General features: G+C 70.1%; 18 protein-coding genes. 2 read left to right on the top strand and 16 right to left on the bottom strand.

Annotated features, from left to right (window positions below):
- Positions 1–142 precede the first annotated feature (142 nt).
- On the top strand, positions 143–2,056 hold the full coding sequence (locus ACTIFV_RS17460) for an alpha/beta hydrolase family protein (protein ID WP_439594079.1): 1,914 nt from the start codon (positions 143–145) through the stop codon (positions 2,054–2,056).
- Between the two features lie 6 nt (positions 2,057–2,062).
- Here ACTIFV_RS17460 and hflX read toward each other — a convergent pair whose 3' ends face one another.
- Positions 2,063–3,580, bottom strand: coding sequence for a GTPase HflX (hflX, locus tag ACTIFV_RS17455; protein WP_439594078.1), 1,518 nt, complete (start codon positions 3,578–3,580; stop codon positions 2,063–2,065).
- 85 nt (positions 3,581–3,665) lie between these two features.
- Between hflX and ACTIFV_RS17450 the strand changes: the two genes are divergently transcribed.
- Entirely contained in the window at positions 3,666–4,307 is a 642-nt protein-coding gene (locus tag ACTIFV_RS17450) for a class I SAM-dependent methyltransferase (RefSeq protein ID WP_439594077.1), read from the top strand.
- 11 nt (positions 4,308–4,318) lie between these two features.
- Here ACTIFV_RS17450 and dapF read toward each other — a convergent pair whose 3' ends face one another.
- From dapF to ACTIFV_RS17375, 15 genes are all read right to left on the bottom strand, one after another.
- Entirely contained in the window at positions 4,319–5,173 is an 855-nt protein-coding gene (gene dapF / locus ACTIFV_RS17445; protein WP_439594076.1) for a diaminopimelate epimerase, read from the bottom strand.
- A 20-nt stretch (positions 5,174–5,193) separates the two neighbouring features.
- The gene (locus ACTIFV_RS17440) at positions 5,194–5,616 is read right to left on the bottom strand and encodes a GNAT family acetyltransferase (RefSeq protein ID WP_439594075.1); all 423 of its coding nucleotides are present in this window, start codon (positions 5,614–5,616) and stop codon (positions 5,194–5,196) included.
- On the bottom strand, positions 5,613–6,596 hold the full coding sequence (miaA, locus tag ACTIFV_RS17435) for a tRNA (adenosine(37)-N6)-dimethylallyltransferase MiaA (RefSeq protein WP_439594074.1): 984 nt from the start codon (positions 6,594–6,596) through the stop codon (positions 5,613–5,615). The genes ACTIFV_RS17440 and miaA overlap by 4 nt, the downstream gene beginning before the upstream one ends.
- Positions 6,593–8,143 carry a tRNA (N6-isopentenyl adenosine(37)-C2)-methylthiotransferase MiaB gene (miaB, locus tag ACTIFV_RS17430; RefSeq protein ID WP_439594073.1) on the bottom strand — a complete coding sequence of 517 codons (1,551 nt, stop codon included), beginning with the start codon at positions 8,141–8,143 and terminating at the stop codon, positions 6,593–6,595. The genes miaA and miaB overlap by 4 nt, the downstream gene beginning before the upstream one ends.
- Before the next feature lie 68 nt (positions 8,144–8,211).
- Positions 8,212–9,090 (bottom strand): ABC transporter permease, encoded by an 879-nt coding sequence (locus ACTIFV_RS17425; protein ID WP_439594072.1) that lies wholly within the window; start codon positions 9,088–9,090, stop codon positions 8,212–8,214.
- Positions 9,087–10,028: an ATP-binding cassette domain-containing protein gene (locus ACTIFV_RS17420; RefSeq protein ID WP_439594071.1), complete on the bottom strand. Its 942-nt coding sequence runs from the start codon at positions 10,026–10,028 to the stop codon at positions 9,087–9,089. The genes ACTIFV_RS17425 and ACTIFV_RS17420 overlap by 4 nt, the downstream gene beginning before the upstream one ends.
- 91 nt (positions 10,029–10,119) lie before the next feature.
- Positions 10,120–10,548 carry a regulatory protein RecX gene (locus tag ACTIFV_RS17415; RefSeq protein ID WP_439594070.1) on the bottom strand — a complete coding sequence of 143 codons (429 nt, stop codon included), beginning with the start codon at positions 10,546–10,548 and terminating at the stop codon, positions 10,120–10,122.
- Between the two features lie 423 nt (positions 10,549–10,971).
- Positions 10,972–12,027, bottom strand: a complete 1,056-nt coding sequence (recA, locus tag ACTIFV_RS17410; protein WP_439594069.1) for a recombinase RecA — start codon at positions 12,025–12,027, stop codon at positions 10,972–10,974.
- 230 nt (positions 12,028–12,257) lie between these two features.
- A complete protein-coding gene (locus ACTIFV_RS17405; RefSeq protein ID WP_439594068.1) occupies positions 12,258–12,482 on the bottom strand; it encodes a DUF3046 domain-containing protein in 225 nt (74 codons plus the stop codon).
- Positions 12,483–12,492: 10 nt separating this feature from the next.
- Positions 12,493–12,801, bottom strand: coding sequence for a helix-turn-helix domain-containing protein (locus ACTIFV_RS17400; protein WP_248147451.1), 309 nt, complete (start codon positions 12,799–12,801; stop codon positions 12,493–12,495).
- A 155-nt stretch (positions 12,802–12,956) separates the two neighbouring features.
- Entirely contained in the window at positions 12,957–13,418 is a 462-nt protein-coding gene (locus tag ACTIFV_RS17395) for a CinA family protein (RefSeq protein WP_439594067.1), read from the bottom strand.
- Positions 13,415–13,981, bottom strand: a complete 567-nt coding sequence (gene pgsA, locus ACTIFV_RS17390) for a CDP-diacylglycerol--glycerol-3-phosphate 3-phosphatidyltransferase (protein WP_439594066.1) — start codon at positions 13,979–13,981, stop codon at positions 13,415–13,417. Before pgsA ends, ACTIFV_RS17395 begins: the two co-directional genes overlap by 4 nt.
- Positions 13,982–14,007: 26 nt before the next feature.
- Positions 14,008–16,668 carry a DNA translocase FtsK gene (locus tag ACTIFV_RS17385; RefSeq protein ID WP_439594065.1) on the bottom strand — a complete coding sequence of 887 codons (2,661 nt, stop codon included), beginning with the start codon at positions 16,666–16,668 and terminating at the stop codon, positions 14,008–14,010.
- Between the two features lie 61 nt (positions 16,669–16,729).
- Positions 16,730–17,224, bottom strand: coding sequence for a GNAT family N-acetyltransferase (locus tag ACTIFV_RS17380; RefSeq protein ID WP_439594064.1), 495 nt, complete (start codon positions 17,222–17,224; stop codon positions 16,730–16,732).
- A 23-nt stretch (positions 17,225–17,247) separates the two neighbouring features.
- Positions 17,248–18,924, bottom strand: coding sequence for a ribonuclease J (locus tag ACTIFV_RS17375; protein WP_439594063.1), 1,677 nt, complete (start codon positions 18,922–18,924; stop codon positions 17,248–17,250).
- Positions 18,925–18,934: the final 10 nt, after the last annotated feature.

Raw genomic sequence — 18,934 nt, 5'->3', positions numbered from 1 at the left:
TCTCGCGGGCGGGTGCCGGGCTCGGCTGTCGCTCCCATGCCGGGCCGGGGAGGGCCGGGCGACGATGGATACACGCTAGCCCCGCAGATCGCGCTCGCGTCGGTGTGTGACCTCGTGTTTCGGCCGGGCGTACGGTGGAGCTGTGACGATCCCCTACGGCGCATGGCCTTCCCCCATCTCGGCAGCGGCGGTCTCGGCCGCGAGTCCGCGCATCGAGGGTGCGCGCTTCGTCGGCGACGACATCTGGTGGGGCGAGAGCATGCCCGAAGAGGGCGGGCGGTCCTCCATCCGCCGCCGCGACGCCGACGGCGAGGTCCACGACGTCCTCCCGGCGCCGTGGAGCGCACGATCGCGCGTGCACGAGTACGGCGGCGGCGCGTGGACCACGACCGACGACGGAGACCTGGTGTTCGTCGAGAAGACCGACCAGCGCGTATGGCTGCTCTCCCCCGGTGAGGCGCCGCGTCCGCTCACCGCGGCCGGCGGCGACGTGCGCTTCGGCGGACTCCTGTGGCAGGCCGGTCGCCTGCTGGCGATCCGCGAGGCCCACGGCGACGGGCCCGTCCCAGTGCGCGATCTGGTGACGATCCCGCTCGACGGATCCGGTGCGCTGGATGCGGCATCCCTGGTCCAGCTCGTCGGCGACAGCGACTTCGTCGCGCAGCCGGCGCTCTCGCCCGACGGCACCCGGCTCGCGTGGATCGCGTGGGACCACCCGGCGATGCCGTGGGATCGCACCGAGCTGCGGGTCGGTCGCGTCGAGGAGGACGTCGTCGTGGAATGGGCGACGGTCGCCGGCGGCGAGACCGCTCCACTCCAGCCGATCTGGCTGAGCGACGAGGACCTCCTCCACCTCGACGACCCGAGCGGTCGGTGGAACATCGAACGCCTGCACCTCTCCGCCGATCTGCCCGAACGCGCCGTCTCCCCCGCCGACGCCGACACGGGCGCGCCCCTGTGGGTGCTCGGGGCACGGTGGTACGCCGTCCTCGACGACGGCCGCATCGTGGCCGTGCGCACCGACGGCGCTGACGAGGTCGTGCTCATCGCGGGCGACGACGTGACGCCGCTCACCGCGCCGCCCGTGTGGAACACGAACATCGAGGACGCGCGCGGCACGCGCGTGCTCGTGAGCGGCGCGAGCGCCTCGGCGGGGCCCGGCCTCTGGGTCGTCGACGTCGACGCCGGCACCGTCGCCACGGTACGCGGAGGCGAGTCGCCGTGGGGGGACGAATGGATGCCGCGGCCCCGCGCCGTCTCGTTCGACGGCCCGCGCGGGCCCGTGCACGCCTTCGACCACCCGCCGACGAATCCCGAGGTCACCGCCCCCGACGGCGAGCTCCCCCCGTACGTCGTGTTCGTCCACGGCGGGCCCACGACGCACGTCGGGCCCGCGGCATCCCCCCGCATCGCGTGGTTCACGAGTCGTGGGATCGGTGTGCTCGACGTCAACTACGGCGGCTCCAGCGGCTACGGCCGCGCCTATCGCGAGCGACTGCTCGGCGGGTGGGGCGTCGTCGACGTCGAAGACGTCGCGGACGCCGCGCGCGGGATCGCGGCATCCGGAGTCGCCGACCCTGCGCGCATCGCGATCGCGGGCGGCTCGGCGGGCGGATGGACCGTGCTCGCCGCGCTCGCGCGTACCGAGGCCTTCGCAGCCGGCATCTCGCGCTACGGAGTCGGCGACGCGCGGATGCTCGCCGCCGACACTCACGATTTCGAAGCGCGGTACCTGGACGGACTCATCGGCCCCCTCCCCGAGGCCGAAGCGGTGTACATCGAGCGATCACCGCTCACGCATCGCGACGGGTTCCGCGTGCCGATCCTGCTCTTGCAGGGGGCGGATGACCGGGTCGTGCCGCCCGCGCAGTCCGAGGCCGTGCGCGACGCGCTCGCGGAGCGCGGCATCCCGCATGCGTACGTCGTCTACGAGGGCGAGGGCCACGGGTTCCGCCGCACCGAGACCCTCGTGCACGCCTACGAGTCGGAGCTCGCGTTCCTCGGCGCCGTGTTCGGCTTCGACGTTCCCGGCATCCCGCCGATCGTGCTCAGCTAGCGCTGCTCACACGGCGAAGGGTGCCAGTTCGTTCGCGAGGCGCTCGGGGACGTGCGCGTGCAGCGCCGTGCCCTCGGCCTCGTGCGACTGCGCGAGGATGTGACCCGTCTCGTGCGCCGCCGAGATGAGGTCACCGCGGTCGTAGGGCACGAGTGCGCGCACTTCGACCGCCGGGAGCGGCAGCGCCGCCTCGATGGCGGCGCGGAGCTCGTCGATGCCCTCCCCCGTCCGCGACGAGACGAACATCGCTCCGGGCTCCAACCCGCGCAGCACGAGCCGCTCGTCGTCGCCGACCAGATCGGCCTTGTTGAAGACGACGATCTCGTGCGTGTCGCGGGCACCCACGTCGCCGATGACGTCGCGCACGGTCGCGAGCTGCGCGGCGGGATCGGGATGCGACGCGTCCACGACATGCAGGAGGACGTCGGCGTCGCCGACCTCTTCGAGCGTGGAGCGGAACGCCTCCACGAGCTGGTGCGGCAGATTGCGCACGAAGCCGACGGTGTCGGTCAGCGTGTAGGTGCGGCCGTCGGCCGTCTGCGAGCGACGCACCGAGGTGTCGAGGGTGGCGAACAGCGCGTTCTCGACGAGCACGCCCGCCCGCGTGAGCCGGTTGAGCAGCGACGACTTGCCGGCGTTCGTGTACCCCGCGATCGCGACCGCCGGGATGGTGTTGCGCTTGCGCTCGGCGCGCTTGGCCTCGCGCGCAGGGCCGAAGTCGCGGATCTGGCGACGCAGGAGCGCCATCTTCGTGCGGATGCGACGACGATCGAGCTCGATCTTCGTCTCACCCGGACCACGCGAGCCCATACCCGCTCCGCCGGCACCGACCTGGCCACCCGCCTGACGGCTCATCGAGTCACCCCAGCCGCGCAGGCGGGGAAGAAGGTACTCGAGCTGTGCGAGCTCGACCTGCGCCTTGCCCTCGCGCGACTTCGCGTGCTGGCTGAAGATGTCGAGGATCACGGTCGTGCGGTCGATGACCTTGACCTTCACGACGTCCTCCAGCGCGCGCCGCTGGCTGGGCGCGAGCTCGGTGTCGGCGATGACGGTGTCGGCGCCGACGGCGGCGACGATGTCACGGAGCTCCTGCGCCTTGCCCCGGCCGACGTACGTCGCGGGGTCGGGATGCGGGCGCCTCTGCAGCACGGCATCCAGCACGATCGCACCTGCCGTCTCGGAGAGCGCGGCGAGCTCGCGGAGCGAGTTCTCGGCGTCCACCTGCTCGCCCTGCGGGTGCACGCCGACCAGCACGACGTTCTCGAGCCGCAGCTGGCGGTACTCGACCTCGGTGACGTCCTCGAGCTCGGTGGAGAGACCCGGCACGCGCCGCAGCGACGCGCGGTCCTCGCGGTCCCACTGCTCGCCGTCGGCATCCGCTCGCGAGATCGTCGCGTCGTCCTGCAGCGCCTGGGCGTTGCCGAACACGCGCACCCCCGAGCGGGCTTCCGCCCGCGCCAGCACGCGATCCACCGGGTCCACCGGCGTCTCGTCCGTGCTCTGGGGTGTCGTCGTATCCGTCATGGGTTCCTTTCGGGATGCCTCGGATCGGGCATCCGTGGATTCTAGCCTCCCGCGACGGGGAGGTCCTCCGCTACGCTCATCCTCCATGGGGAGTGACCACTACTTCAGCGCGTCCCCCGCCAGTGCCGAGAATCTCCGGCGCATCCGCGTGACCCTCGCGGGTCGCGATGTCGAGGTGACGACGGCGGGCGGGATCTTCAGTCCCGAGCACGTCGACACGGGCACCGCCGTGCTGTTCGCGAACACGCCTCCGGCCCCGCCGGGCGGCAACCTGCTCGATCTGGGCGCCGGATGGGGGCCGATCTCGCTGTCACTGGCCCTGGAGTCCCCGCACGCCACGGTGTGGGCCGTCGATGTCAATGAGCGGGCCCTCGATCTCGTGCGACGCAACGCCGCAGATCTCGGGCTCGACAATGTCAACGCCGTCCTGCCCGACGATGTTCCCGATGACGTGACGTTCCGCACGATCCGCTCGAATCCGCCGATCCGGGTGGGCAAGAACGAGCTGCACGGTCTGCTCGAACGATGGATCCCGCGCCTGGACGAACGATCGGATGCCTGGCTCGTCGTGCAGCGGAACCTCGGCTCCGACTCGCTGCAGCGCTGGCTCGCCGCGACGTTCGACCGCGGCTACTCGGTGCATCGCGCTGCGACGGGCCGCGGCTTCCGGGTGCTCAAGGTGCGCCGGCACGGGTCGCCCCCGAGCGAGCCCATCGACCTGCCCTGACGGCCGACCGGTCAGGCGAGAGTGACCTCGCCCGAGTAGACGAGGGTCGCGGGCCCGGACAGCAGCACGTGCCCGTCGACCATGCGCACGCCCAGCACGCCCCCCGGCACCTCGACCGTCCAGTGGTCGGGCGCCGCGGAACCCGCCCAGTGGCGGACGGCGAGCGCGGCCGCCGCGACGCCCGTGCCGCAGCTCAGGGTCTCGCCGACCCCGCGCTCGAACACGCGCATGCGGATCGTGCCGACACCCTCGTGCACGAGCGGATCGCTGGGGACGACGAACTCCACGTTCGCGCCGTGCGGCGGTTCGGGATGCAGCTGCGGCACGACCGAGAGATCCAGCCCCTCCAGCTCGGCGTGGTCGGGCAGCGCGACGACGACGTGCGGATTTCCGACGTCGATGCCGAGCCCCGGACGCGGAGCGCCGATGCCACGCGCGCGGACGAGCACGTCATCCTGTTCGACGATCCACGCGCCGAGATCGACCTCGAAGCCGCGATCGCTGCGGGTGAGTGTCTTGACGCCCGCCCGCGTGCCGATCGCGAGCGGCCCTGCGTCGATGTCCGCCCAGCCGACCTCGACGAGGTAGCGGGCGAACACGCGGATGCCGTTGCCGCACATCTCGGCGGCCGAGCCGTCGGCGTTGCGATAGTCCATGAACCACTCGGCGTCGGGGGAACCGGCTCCTTCGGGCAGCGCGGACGAGCGCACGACCCGCAGGATCCCGTCCGCGCCGATGCCGAACCGGCGGTCGCACAGCACGGCGACCTGGTCGTCGGACAGCTCGAGCGCTCCGTCGGGATCGGGGATCAGCACGAAGTCATTGCCCGTGCCGTGCCCCTTCGTGAACGAGACGGTCTGCGGCATCCGGCCAGTCTATTCGCGCGTCAGTCGGCGATGAGCCGCTTGCCCGTCGCCCACGTCTCGAACGTCTCGTAGCCGATCGCGTCGTAGAAGCCCTGCGCCACGTTGTTCTCGGGCCGCACCATGAGCTGCACCTTGGGACAGCCGAGTTCGATGAGCAGGTCCTCGGCGTGCGCCACGAGCTGCCGTGCGATCCCCTCGCCGCGCCGTGACGGCGACGAACCGAGGTAGTACAGCCAGCCGCGATGACCGTCGTATCCGGCCATCACCGAGCCGACGACCTCATCGCCGTCCACCGCCACGAGGAAGAGCTCGGGCTGCACCCGGAGCTTACGCGCGATGTCCTGGTGAGGATTGTTCCAGGGCCTCGTGAGCCCCGTCTCCTGCCACAGGGCCACGACGGCGTCGGTGTCGGTCAAGGCGAAGGTGCGGATCTGGACTGTCATCGACCCAGTCTTTCAGGCCGCTCCGACGCCGAGTCCAGTGCTTGCGCGACGAGCCGATCGACGGAAGCATCCGCCCCCACCCACGAGATGTCGGCGTACCGGCGGAACCACGACACCTGGCGTCGCGCGTAGCGGCGGGTGAGCGCCTGCGTCTCGGCCACGGCTTCCGCCTGCGTCATCGTGCCCGAGAGCTGCGCGAGCGCCTGCGCGTAGCCGATCGCCCGCCGCGCCGTGACCCCGTGCTCGAGTCCGGCACCCCGCAGGAGCTCCACCTCGGCCACGATGCCGTCCGTCCACATGCGCTCGACCCGCGCATCGAGACGCTCGACGAGTTCTGCGCGTGGCACCTCGACCCCGATGAGGGTCGTCGGGTCGTGCCACAGCTCGGGCGCGTCGGGGAGTGCGGCGCCGTGGGTCTGCTCCCCCAGTGCGAGGATCTCGAGCGCACGCACGATCCGCCGGCCGTTGCGCGGATCCACCCGCGCCGCGGTGGCCGGGTCGGCATCGCGCAGACGGGCGTAGAGCGCTCCCGGGCCGACCTCGTCGAGCTCGCTCTCGAGGCGTGCGCGCAGGCTCTCATCCCGCGGCGGGAACCGGAAGTCGAACACGACGCTCGAGACGTAGAGACCCGACCCGCCCACGAGGATCGCGTCGGCCCCGCGCGCGTGGATCGCGCGGATCGCGGTGCGCGCGGCGTCCTGATACCAGGCGACAGCCGCCTCATCGGTGACATCGAGCACGTCGAAGAGATGATGCGGGATGCCGCGGCGCTCCCGCTCGGGCAGCTTGGCCGTGCCGATGTCCATGCCGCGATACAGCTGCATGGCGTCGGCGTTGACGATCTCGGCGGGTCTGCCGCGCGCGACGAGCGCTGCGGCGAGGTCGAGCGAGAGCCCGGTCTTGCCGGTCCCGGTCGCGCCGACGACGGCCCACAGACGCGGGGCGGGGGCGGATGCCGCGCCGGGGGCGGGCGTGCTCACACCCCGATGCGCAGCGTCGGCAGACCGAGCGACACGGCGCGCGGTCCTGCCGACTCGCCCGCAGGCGTCGGGACACCGCACGATTCGGCCTGCGTGCGATCCCACGCGTCGCCGGAACGCGTGCGGCGGATGCGCAGCGGCGCCCCGTCGGGAGAATCGGCGAGCAGGTGGAAGGGAGCGGCGTGCGTCACGACGACCGCGACGACGTCACCGGGGCGCGGCAGCTCGGCCCCGTCGGGAACCTCGAAGTGCACGAGCCGGTTGTCCTCCGCGCGGCCCGTCAGGCGATGGGTCGAGGCATCCTTCTTGCCCTCGCCCGTCGAGACGAGCACGTGCAGCTCGCGGCCGACCTGCTTCTCGTTCTCTTCGAGCGAGATGCGCTCCTGCAGCGCGATGAGCCGCTCGTAGCGCTCCTGCACGACGGCCTTCGGCACCTGGCCCTCCATCGTCGCTGCAGGAGTACCCTCGCGGATCGAGTACTGGAACGTGAAGGCGCTCGCGAAGCGGGCCTGCTCGACGACGCGCATCGTGTCGGCGAAGTCCTCGTCGGTCTCGCCCGGGAAGCCCACGATGATGTCCGTCGTGATCGCCGCATCCGGCATCTTCTCCCGCACGCGGTCCAGGATGCCGAGGAACTTCTCGCTGCGGTAGGAGCGACGCATCGCCTTGAGGACGCGATCGCTGCCGGACTGCAGAGGCATGTGCAGCTGCGGCATGACGGCGGGGGTCTCGGCCATCGCGTCGATGACGTCGTCGGTGAAGGCGGCGGGATGCGGGCTCGTGAAGCGGATGCGCTCGAGTCCGGGGATCTCACCCGCGGCGCGCAGCAGCTTGCCGAACGCCTGGCGGTCGCCGAACTCGACGCCGTAGGAGTTCACGTTCTGACCGAGGAGAGTGACCTCCATCGCACCGTCGTCGACGAGCAGGCGGATCTCGTTCAGGATGTCGCCCGGACGGCGGTCCTTCTCCTTGCCGCGCAGGCTCGGCACGATGCAGAACGTGCAGGTGTTGTTGCAGCCGACGGAGATCGAGACCCAGCCGCTGTGCACGGAGTCGCGCTTCGTCGGCAGCGTCGAGGGGAAGATCTCGAGCGACTCGAGGATCTCGAGCTCCGCCTCGCCGTTGTGACGCGCCCGCTCGAGCAGGCTCGGCAGCGAACCCATGTTGTGCGTGCCGAAGACGACGTCCACCCACGGCGCCTTCTGCTGCACGGCGTCCTTGTCCATCTGCGCGAGGCAGCCGCCGACGGCGATCTGCATTCCTGCCCGCTGATCCTTGCGGGACTTGAGGTGGCCGAGCGTGCCGTAGAGCTTGCCGGCGGCGTTGTCGCGCACCGCGCACGTGTTGATGACGACGACATCGGCCTCGATGCCCGCTTCGGCGCGCACATAGCCGGCGCTCTCGAGCGAGCCGGACAGCCGCTCGGAGTCGTGCACGTTCATCTGGCAGCCGAAGGTGCGCACCTCGTAGGTCCGCGCGTGGCCGTCGGGGGCGATCGCGGCGTCGGAGGGCGCGATCAGCGTCGGGGTCGAGGCAGGCGTGGTCATGATGCGTGCCATTCTACGAGCCGCCGAGAGAAGGTCGACTGAGGGCGGATGCCGCTCCCGACGCCCCGTCAGCGGATGCGCGCGCGGATGCGTCCCGCCGACAGCGCGGTGAACCCGATCGCCATCGCCACCAGGACTCCGAACGCAACGGTCCCCGGCACGAGGAGATCGCCGACGAAGGCGTCGATGCCGTAGAACTCGCGGATCGAGTCCGCGGCCTGCGCGTTGTCGCCCACCATCGCCGTCAGCGTGCCGTCGGTGAACTCGCGGCGCAGCAGCATGGCCCCCTGTGCGAACGGCAGAGCGTTGATCGTGCTCGCCACGGCCTCCGGGAGCGAGCCGACGGGGATGTAGGCGCCCGCGATGAATCCGAGGACGGTGCCGATGACGGTGGCGAAACCGGAGAATGCGGCGTTCGTGCGGATGAAGGAGACGATGAGCGCCGACAGAGCCGTGAAGCCCGCGCAGCACAGCACCGTGATCCCCGCGATCCGCAGCACGGTGAGCGGCACGAGCCACGTCGAGTCGAAGAGGCCGAGATACAGGATGCTGAGCCCCAGCACGATCATCGACATCACGACCGCGACGATCACTGCTGCGAGGAGATAGCCGAGCACGAGCTGCGTGCGGCGCACGGGCGACACGAGGAAGTCGCGGAACCGACCGGACTCGCCGTCGTCGACGAGCGTGGCGAGGGCGCCGAGGCCCGTCGTGATCGTCGACAGCATCACGATGCCCGCGAACATCCAGGTGTCGACGAAGGCGCGGATCTCTGCTTCGGAGGAGTCGGGGAAGGTCTGCTTCAGACCGTCGATCTGCAGCCGGGCGAGGAACAGCGTGTAGAGCACGAAGAGGATGATGGCGCCGAGCAGCGAGAAGAACACGTTCATGCGGTCGCGGAAGAAGAGGCGCAGATTGCGGCGCACGATCGCGATGACGACGATCATGCGACCGTCACCGCGGCATCCGGATCCTCGGTCGCATCGGCCGCGCGCCCCGTCAGCGCCAGGAACACGTCGTCCATGCGGCCGTGACGGAACTCGAAGTCGCGCACGTCGTCACCGTGGGCGGAGAGTATCGCCCGCGCCGTGTCCGCGCCGAGCACCGCGATCTCGACGACGTCGCCGTCCGCACGCGCTTCGGCATCCTGTGAACGCGCCAGCGCCACGAGGCCGGAAGGGTCGGACGACGTCACGGTCAGGATGCTGGTGCTGTACTGGGCGCGGAGCGCCGCCGGGGTGCCGTCCGCGATGATCCGCCCGCGGTCGATGATGCAGACGCGGTCCGCTTCTTCCGTCTCCTCCATGTAGTGCGTCGTGAGGAAGACGGTGAGGCCCGTCTCGCGGCGCAGGTCGTGCACGGTGCGCCACAGGATCGCGCGGCTGCGCGGATCGAGCCCCGCGGTGGGCTCGTCGAGGAAGAGGATCGCGGGCTCGTGCACGAGCGCACGAGCGATGTCGACGCGACGGCGCTGACCGCCCGAGAGCGTCCCGTAGCGTCGGTCGAGGAACGAGTCGAGCTCGATGAGCGAGGAGAGGTGCGCGATCCGCTGTTCGGCGCGGGGATGCGGGACCTTCGCGAGAGTCGCGCGCAGTCGGAGGTTCTCGCGCACAGTGAGCATGGGATCCAGAACGGAGTCCTGGAAGACCACGCCGATGCGCTCGCGCACGAGCTCTCCCTGCGAGACGACATCATGGTCGGCCACCTGCACGGACCCGCTGTCGAATGCGAGGACGGTCGTGAGGCAGTTGATCGTCGTGGACTTGCCGGCACCGTTGGCGCCCAGGAAGGCGAACACGGAGGCGTCCGGGACGGAGAACGTCAGATCGTCTACGGCGGTCGTCGTGCGGAAGCGCTTGGTGAGCCCTTCCACCTGGATCGCCATCGTCCTCCTCGTGACGGCGACACCATCGGAAATGCGCCGAGTGTCAGTCTTACACGACCCGCCGGGGGTGGGTCCACGTGCGGGACCTGAATCAGCGGAAGCGCACTCCCGTCGACGGCTTCTGCACCTCGTCGAGCGCGGCGCGGGCCGCCGTCATGGCGACCGCGCCCCCGTATCCGCGCCGCGCGAGCTGACCGGTGAGCCGGCGCAGGGCGGTGTCGCGGTCGAGGCTCGCCATGCTCTTCGCCTTGGTGCGGGCGAACTCGAGCGCGCGCTCGTCGTCATCGTCGGGCAGTTCGGCGAGCACGGCGTCGGCCACCTCGCGGGGGATGCCGCGCTTGGTCATCGTCTGCGCGATGACGCGGCGGCCCTGGCCCTTCCGATCGGATCCGACATGCACGAGCTGCTCGGCCAGCAGCGTGTCGTCGAGATAGCCCAGGCTCTGGAAGCGCGCGAGCAGACGCTCGACCTCATCGAGTTCGAGATCATGGTCGCGCAGGAGATCCCGTGCCTCCGACACCGAGAGCGAGCGCCCGCGCAATCGGCGAAGAAGTGCGCGTTCCGCCTCGTCGAGGTTCGTGTCGGCGTCTGTGGCGGCATCGACGCTGTCATCGTCGGAGCCGACCTCGTCATCGTCGGCGTCGCCGATCCAGCTGGCGTGCCACTGCTGATCCGGCTCGGGGTGGTGGGGGGGGCGGCGCCCCCCCCCCCCCCCGAACGGGGAGGAAGGCCGGCGCGCGGACGGGCGCTGGTGTTGACAGGGGGCGGGCGCGTGGGGCGGCAGCCCCGCTCCCCGGGGCGGACCCGCCCGGGTCATGGGGGGCCGCGCCTCCCCCGGGGGCGTCCCCGTGCTGCGCCGGCGGGGGGGGGGGCGGGCCCCCGGCCCCCCCACCACCGAAGAGCGGGATGACCGGCGCGAGCTCGTCGCTCGAGTCGGGCATGATCAGGCCGGGCGGCGCTCAGCGAGCTGATCGCTCAGCGCAGGAGCATCGACGGCCTTCGGCTGCCCGATGCCGAGCTTCGCAAGGATCTTGGACTCGATCTCGGCCGCGACATCGGCGTTCTTGATGAGGAAGTTGCGGGCGTTCTCCTTGCCCTGACCGAGCTGCTCGCCGTCGTACGTGTACCAGGCACCCGACTTCTTGACGATGCCCTGCTCGACGCCGTAATCGATGAGGCTGCCCTCGCGCGAGATGCCGACGCCGTACAGGATGTCGAACTCGGCCTGCTTGAACGGCGGCGCCATCTTGTTCTTCACGACCTTGACACGCGTGCGGTTTCCGACCGCGTCGGTGCCGTCTTTCAGCGTCTCGATACGGCGGATGTCGAGACGGACGGACGCGTAGAACTTGAGCGCCTTGCCGCCGGCGGTGGTCTCGGGCGAGCCGAAGAAGACGCCGATCTTCTCGCGCAGCTGGTTGATGAAGATCATCGTCGTGTTGGTCTGGTTGAGACCACCCGTCAGCTTGCGGAGAGCCTGCGACATGAGACGCGCCTGGAGTCCGACGTGCGAGTCGCCCATCTCGCCCTCGATCTCGGCCTTGGGCACGAGTGCCGCGACGGAGTCGATGACGATGAGGTCGATCGCACCGGAGCGGACGAGCATGTCGGCGATCTCGAGGGCCTGCTCACCCGTGTCGGGCTGCGAGACCAGGAGCGCGTCGATGTCGACGCCGAGCTTCTGCGCGTAGTCGGGGTCGAGCGCGTGCTCCGCGTCGATGAAGGCGGCGATGCCGCCGGCGCGCTGCGCATTGGCGATCGCGTGGAGGGTCAACGTCGTCTTACCCGACGACTCCGGACCGTAGATCTCCACGATGCGACCGCGCGGGAGTCCGCCGATGCCGAGGGCGACATCGAGGGCGATCGATCCGGTCGGGACGACCTCGACGGGCGCGCGCTCGTCGGAGCCCAGGCGCATGACCGAGCCCTTTCCGAACTGCCGGTCGATCTGGGCGAGGGCCGTGTCGAGGGCCTTCTCGCGGTCAACTGCTGAGGGCATGGCGTACTCCTAATGCTCGTGTTCCGTCGCCTGTAGGCTGCCGCGCCCCGCCCCGGTGGGACAGCTGCTGCGACAAGGCGTGAGGTTGTCGTTCGACGTGGTCCACGCTAGGGAGGGGCTCGGACATCCGTCGTCGCTCCTTCCGCTCACGTGGAAAACACGCTCTCGACACCTGCTGTGCAGGAGACTACGCGGGATTAGAACAGAGATTCGAGCGACACGCCGCGCGATCAGCGGCGCTTGGGCTCGAGTCGGCCCACGCCGTAGCGGCGGTCGAGTGGCACGTCCGTCTCGGCGCAGAGCGCGAGCCACACTTCCTTCGGCGGGATGCCGGCATCCATCGCCTCACGCGCCGTCCGGTTGCCGAGCGTCGGCAGATTCAGGTCGACGAGCAACGACGAACCACGGGCGCCGAACTCGTCGTCGACGGCGCGTTCGAACTCACTGCGACGCATGCAGCGCCGGTCAGCGGAACGAGAGCTCGGAGCCGACCTCGGCCACGAGGTCGTCGGGGACGACGTCGGGGAACACCTGCACACCCTCGAGGATGGAGATGCGGTCGCCGACCTCGCGCATGATCGTGGAGATGGGCACGTCGAGCGCCTCGGCGACGGATGCGAGGATCTCGCTCGACGCCTCCTTCTGGCCGCGCTCGACCTCGCTGAGGTAGCCGAGTGCGACACTGGCGCGGCTCGCGACCTGGCGAAGGGTACGGCCCTTCTGCTGGCGGTAGTCGCGAAGCACTTCGCCGATCTCTTGACGAACCAGGATCATTGTGGGCCCCCTCCCCTTGCTCCGCCCGGGTGTCGGAATCGCTGTGTCCGGGTGGACAACGGTACAACACCGGTTGATGTCAATCTAATCCCACCCGCTGTGGAATGGGTGGGAATCGCCGAATGTAACGACCCCGAAACACCGTGACGAGGACGCTAGAGCTGCGCCAGGACGGCGGTCAGCGCGGCATCGGTGGCGGCACGGCGGATCGCGTCTCGATCGCCGGTGAACATCTCGGCGCCGGTCGTCACCGCATCGGGCGTCGCGACGGCGATGCACACCGTGCCGACGGGCTTGCCGTCCTGAGGCTCTGGACCGGCGACACCCGTCGTCGCGATGCCGACGTCCGCACCCAGCACCCGACGCACGCCCTCCGCCATCTGCCGTGCGACAGCGGTGTCGACCGCTCCCACGGCGTCGAGCAGCTCGGCATCCACTCCCAGCACATCGCGCTTGACGTCGGTCGCATAGGCGACCACACCCCCACGCAGCACTCTCGACGCGCCCGGAACCGACACGAGCTCGGACACGACGAGTCCGCCCGTGAGCGACTCGGCGACCGCGACGGTCCAGCCACGCTCGTCGAGGCGCGACAGCACGGCCGCGGCATCCGTCATGCGGTCTTCCTGCGACCGGCGCGGAGCTCGCTCACGACGTAGTCGATGCCGCTCGCGATCGTGAGGATCACCGCGATCGTCATCGTCACGCCGTTGACCCACCAGATCCATTCGCCCATGAGTGTCCACAACGGCAGCAGCGCGAGCGACAGCGCGACAGCCTGCGCGACGGTCTTGAGCTTGCCCATCCAGGCGGCTGCGAGCACGTGGTCGCTGACGACCACGAAGCGGTAGACGGTGATTCCGATCTCGCGGATGAGCACGACGATCGTGATCCACCACGGGAGCTCCCACAGGATCGAGAGCCCGATGAACGCGAAGCCCGTGAGCACCTTGTCGGCGATGGGATCGAGGAGCTTGCCGAGATCCGTGACGATGTCATGCCTGCGAGCGAGATACCCGTCGATCCCGTCGGTCGCGATCGCCACGATGAACAGCGCCGCCGCCCACCACCGGAGCGGCCCGTCGGAGCCCCCGTCGGCGAGCAGGAGCCACAGGAAGACCGGTGCGCACAGGATGCGCACGATCGTGATCGCGTTGGGGAGCTGCCGGGGAATCGCCACGGGGCGAGCCTATCGCCGCGCGTCGGTCAGTCGCGGCCGGTGAGACCCCAGGCGTCCTCGTCGCCCTCGGACTCGACGACGGGCAGGCCGTCGAACTGGGCGTCGACCGGGTCGGAGTCGGTGGGTACATCCTCGCCCCGCAGGCGCGCGAGGACGGCCGGCAGCTGCTCGTTCGTCACGAGCACGTCGCGCGCCTTCGAGCCCTCGGAGGGGCCGACGATCTCACGCGACTCGAGCAGGTCCATCAGGCGACCGGCCTTCGCGAAGCCCACACGCAGCTTGCGCTGCAGCATCGAGGTCGAGCCGAACTGCGTCGAGACGATGAGCTCGGTCGCCGCGAGCAGCAGCTCGAGATCGTCGCCGATGTCCGCGTCGACCTCCTTCTTCTCGGTGGCCACGGCGACCTCGCGGTACTCGGGGCGGGCCTGCGCCGTGACGTGCTTGACGACCTTCTCGATCTCGGCCTCGCTGACCCACGCGCCCTGCACGCGGATCGCCTTCGACGCGCCCATCGGCAGGAAGAGTCCGTCGCCCTGGCCGATGAGCCGGTCGGCTCCGGGCTGATCGAGGATGACGCGCGAGTCGGTGACGCTGGTCACCGCGAACGCGAGCCGCGAGGGCACGTTGGCCTTGATGAGACCCGTCACGACGTCGACCGAGGGTCGCTGCGTCGCGAGGACCAGATGGATGCCGCTCGCGCGGGCGAGCTGCGTGATGCGCACGATCGAGTCCTCGACGTCGCGCGGGGCGACCATCATGAGGTCGGCGAGCTCGTCGACGACGACGAGGAGGTACGGATAGGGCTTGAGCACCCGCTCGCTGCCCGGCGGGAGGGTGATGGTGCCCTCGTTGACGGCCTTGTTGAAGTCGTCGATGTGGCGGAAGCCGAACGACGCCAGGTCGTCGTACCGCATGTCCATCTCCTTCACGACCCACTGCAGCGCCTCGGCGGCCTTCTTGGGGTTCGTGATGATGGGGGTGATGAGGTGCGGGACGCCCGCGTAGGACGTCAGCTCGACGCGCTTCGGGTCGATGAGCACCATCCGCACATCTGACGGCTTCGCCTTCATGAGCAGGCTCGTGATCATCGAGTTCACGAAGCTCGACTTGCCGGAGCCGGTCGAGCCGGCCACGAGCAGGTGGGGCATCTTCGCGAGGTTCGCGACGACGTAGCCGCCGCCGACGTCCTTGCCGACGCCGATCGTCATGGGATGCGTCGAGCGCACGCACGCGTCGGAGCGCAGCACGTCGCCGAGCGTCACGATCTCGCGGTCGGTGTTGGGGATCTCGACGCCGATCGCGCTCTTGCCGGGGATCGGGGCGAGGATGCGGACCTCGTTGGATGCCACGGCATAGGCGATGTTGTTGGTGAGAGCCGTGATGCGCTCGACCTTGACGCCGTGCCCCACCTCGACCTCGTACTGCGTGACGGTCGGGCCGCGCGAGAAGCCCGTCACGCGCGCGTCGACGCCGAACTGGTCGAACACGCCCGTGATGGCGCGCACGACCGCGTCGTTCGCCTCGGAGCGCTCCTTGTGCGGCGTGCCCGCGGCGAGGGAGTTCACCGACGGAAGGCGGTAGGGCAGCGCCGGAGGACCGCCGTGCGGAGTGTCGGTTCCGATGCCGTCGAGTCCAGGCAGCACGCCGTCGTCGAACGGATCCTCTTCGAAGTCGTCCTGCAGCGAGGTGCTTCCCCGCTTCGCCCCCTTGCCCGCACCCGCGAGCACGGCGGGGTCGAGCACCTCGGTGAGCGCATCGGGCGTCACGAGCGGCGTCTGCGGCGCAGGGGTCGCGATGGCGGCCTTCTCGAAGCCGCCCTGCGAGGCGCCCGGCGTCAGCAGCTCGGTCAGATCCTGCGAGCCGATGCCGTCCTCGGGATCCTTCTCGCGCCCGGTCTTGTTGCGCCGCCACCACGGCATCGAGTCGTCTTCGTCGGCCTCGTCGAACGAGGGGCCCGCGGCATCCTTCTCGGCCTTCTCACTGGGCTCGGCGCCGAACATCCAGTTGTACAGATCGCCGAGGCGACGGCCGATGCGGTTGGGCGGGGTCTTGGTGATGATGAGGACGCTGAGCACCGCGAACAGCGAGAGCACGACGTACGCGCCGACGTCGGTGAGGAGCATCGCGATCGGCTCGCCGATCATCCATCCGAAGAGGCCGCCGGCCTCGCTCAGGCCGGGCAGACCGCCGCTCGGCTGAGGTCGTCCGCCGGCGACGTGGCAGAAGCCCGCGATCGTCCACACCAGGAGCCCGAACCCGATGCCGATACGGCCGTTGTCGTGGACGGATGACGGATGCCGGAACATCCACCCCGCGAGCACGAGGAGGAGCACGGGCATGACGAAGGCCTCGCGGCCGATCAGCGCACCCACCGTGTAGGCGCTGATGGTCGCAGCGACCTCGCTGCCGATGAAGAACCACTCGTTGACGGCGCCCGCGATCGCCAGGAGGACCAGCAGGAAGGGGAAGCCGTCGCGGCGCTGATCCTTCTCGAGCGTCTCGGGACCGAAGGCGCGGAAGAGCCCGCCCGTGGCATGAGCGAGGCCCATCCAGGCCCGCACGATCACAGGCGGCTTCTCGGCCTCGCCGACGTAGCGCTTGGGCGTGGGCGCGGGCTTGCGCGCGCGCGACGACGACCCCCCTGCGGGCGCGCGACCACTCTTGGTCGGACTGGAACTCCTGGCCATTCCCCCACGGTACGGCCGCGCGAGGACATTTCCGGGGAGCGACGCGGGAGCGACGGAACCCTCAGCGCAGGCGCTTGACCATCGTGTCGCGGCCGAATCCGGACTGGGTGACGGCGAATCCCTCGGACCGGTAGAGCGATGCGGCGAAGTTTCCGCGCTCGACGCTCAGGCTGATCCGCGCGAGGCCGTGGGCGCGGGCGTCGTCGCACAGGCGCTGCAGCAGCGTGCGGCCGACGCCGTGGGCACGCCAGATCGGCCGCACCCCGATGATGAGCTCCGGCACGCCGGTGCCGACGTAGCCGAAGCCGGGATCGGTGCGCGGCAGCATCCGCCTCCACGCCGCTCCGACCGGCTCGCCGTGCCCGTCCACGGCGATGAAGCCCGCGTCACTGGGGCGCATCCATCCGGCGATGTACCGCGAGTGCTCGGGGCTCGTCAGCACCTGGTGCTTCGGCCGCGCGCCGCCCTGCCGCCAGTTCGCCGCCTCGACGACCATGTCGCCCAGGAACGCGCCATCGGCCTGCGTGGCAGGGCGGAGCACGAAGGACGACGGCACCCGACGAGCGTACCGACAGCGTGTTACGCCTCGATGACGAGGGGCACGATCATCGGACGACGGCGCAGCGACGTGTTGACCCAGCGCCCGATCGTGCGCCGGACGATCTGCGAGAGCGCGTGCGTGTCGCGCACCCCCGAGTTCGCCGCCTCGGCGAGCGCGGACGCGATCCTGGGCTTGACGTCGTCGAAGACGGAGTCGTCCTCGGCGAAGCCGCGGGCGTGGATGTCGGGACCCGAGATGATCTTGCCGGTCGTGGCATCCACCACGACGATCACCGAGATGAAGCCCTCCTCGCCGAGGATGCGGCGGTCCTTGAGATCGGCCTCGGTGATCTCGCCGACGGTCGAGCCGTCGACGTAGACGAAGCCGAGGTCGAGCTGCCCGGCGATGTTCGCATCGCCGTCTCTCAGGTCGATGACGGTGCCGTTCTCGGCGAGGATCGTACGCTCCGGCGCGATGCCGGTGTCCTGCGCGAGGCGCGCGTTCGCCATGAGATGGCGGTACTCGCCGTGGATGGGCAGGACGTTGCGGGGCTTGAGGATGTTGTAGCAGTAGAGCAGCTCGCCCGCGGCGGCGTGACCCGAGACGTGCACCCGCGCGTTGCCCTTGTGCACGACGTTGGCGCCCAGCTTCGTGAGGCCGTCGATCACGCGGTAGATCGCGTTCTCGTTGCCGGGGATCTGACTGGATGCCAGGATCACGGTATCACCGGGACCCGGCTCGATCTCGTGGTCGTTGTTGGCCATGCGGCTGAGGACGGCCATCGGCTCGCCCTGCGAGCCGGTCGACATGTAGACGATCCTGTCGTCGGGCAGATCGCGCGCCTTCTTGTAGTCGATCAGCACGCCCGGGGGAACCGTCAGGTAGCCGAGGTCGGCGGCGATCGTCATGTTGCGCACCATGCTGCGGCCGAGGAGCGCGACTCTGCGGCCGTGGGCGGCCGCGGCATCCAGCACCTGCTGCACGCGGTGCACGTGGCTCGAGAAGCTCGCCACGATCACGCGGCGCGGAGCGCGTCCGATGACCTGGTCGAGGACGGGGCCGATCTCTCGCTCGAGCGGAGTGAAGCCCGGCACGTCGGCGTTCGTCGAGTCGACGAGGAAGAGGTCGACGCCCTCCTGGCCCAGCCGCGCGAACGCGCGGAGGTCGGTCAGCCGCCCGTCGAGCGGGAGCTGGTCCATCTTGAAGTCGCCCGTCGCCAGGACCACCCCCGCGGGGGTGCGGATCGCGACGGCGAGCGCGTCGGGGATCGAGTGGTTGACGGCGATGAACTCGAGGTCGAACGGACCGAGCTGCTCGGTCTGCCCCTCGCGCACCGTCAGCGTGTAGGGCTTGATGCGGTGCTCCTTGAGCTTCGCCTCGACGAGGGCGAGCGTCAGACCCGAGCCGATGAGGGGGATGTCGCTCTTGAGCTTCAGCAGATACGGCACCGCGCCGATGTGGTCCTCGTGCCCGTGCGTCAGCACGAGTCCGACGACGTCGTCGAGGCGGTCCTTGATCGGTTCGAAGTCCGGCAGGATCAGGTCGACGCCCGGCTGGTGCTCCTCGGGGAAGAGCACGCCGCAGTCGACGATGAGCAGCTTGCCCTCGTACTCGAAGACCGTCATGTTGCGGCCGACCTCGCCGAGGCCGCCGAGCGGCGTGACACGAAGGGTGCCGGGCGCGAGGGCGGGCGGGTCGATGACCGTGGTGGGCATGGAGTGCCTC

It is taken from the genome of Microbacterium sp., assembly GCF_051860965.1.
Taxonomy (GTDB): domain Bacteria; phylum Actinomycetota; class Actinomycetes; order Actinomycetales; family Microbacteriaceae; genus Microbacterium.
Note: the sequence above shows the minus strand (reverse complement) of the source record. Positions and strands in the feature narration are given on the sequence as shown.